At 56.9% G+C, this 513-nt stretch carries 1 protein-coding gene; it reads right to left on the bottom strand.

Annotation, left to right across the window (positions count from 1 at the left end; translation table 11 throughout):
- Positions 1 to 513: AMP-binding protein (locus AC6ROY_RS25500; protein ID WP_500103360.1), on the bottom strand; the 513-nt coding region annotated here is incomplete at both ends.

The following is a 513-nucleotide window of genomic DNA, read 5'->3' as shown; positions in this document are numbered from 1 at the left end:
ACGGTTCAGGTACCCGCGCGCAACTCCCGGGCCTCCGATGCATAGCTCCCCCAGCACACCTATCGGTACTGGCCTCAGCCTTGCATCGACGATGTAAAAGCGGGCATTCAGCCATGGCTTGCCGATCGGCACATGGCCCGCCTCCGGCAGCTTGGCCAGTGGCTCGTCATAGAAGCTTGAATCTATCGCCGCTTCGGTTACACCATACGCGTTGATGATCCGCGTCTGCTTGCCGAACCGCTCCTGCAGCTTCCGGTAATCCGTCACACTGCAGCTGTCCGAGCTGGTAATCAGCAGTTCCAGTGTTCCGATGTCCAGCCCGTGATCCGCAATATGCTGCATAAACGGGTGAATCAGCGCCGGCGTTGATTCAAACACGGTAATGCCGTAATCGCGAATCCATCCGTACAGACGCGCCGGATCGATCCGGTCTTCTTCGGGGCAAATAACCATCAGGCCGCCGTTATACAATGTCCGGGCTATATCGCCGACAAATACATCAAACGAAAAGCT

It is taken from the genome of Paenibacillus sp. sg306046, from assembly GCF_059821225.1.
This window is presented reverse-complemented; position numbering and strand designations above follow the sequence as displayed.